Here is a 239-nt window from a genome sequence, read left to right on the forward strand (position 1 = left end):
CGCGCGGCCACCCTTTCGGCCAGCCGGCGCCAAAGCCTCGCGGCGCAATGGGGCGCCCAGGTGCGCCGCAGGATCGAGCAGTCGAAGCGCTATCCGCGCGGCGCGCGCGGCGCCTCGGGCAGCGTGCAGGTCCGGATCACCATCGGCCGTGACGGGCGCCTGCGCGGCGTGTCCATGATCCGTTCATCCGGGCACAGCGTTCTGGACGAGGCGGCCGTGCGTGCCGTGCGCGCGGCGCG

At 75.7% G+C, this 239-nt stretch carries 1 protein-coding gene; it reads left to right on the top strand.

All coding sequences use genetic code 11. The features are described 5' to 3' along the window. Nucleotides 1-239 (top strand): TonB family protein (locus ACH107_RS34020; RefSeq protein WP_412509951.1); only part of this gene is annotated, 239 nt, incomplete at both ends.

This window comes from Roseovarius halophilus (ex Wu et al. 2025) (assembly GCF_047086965.1).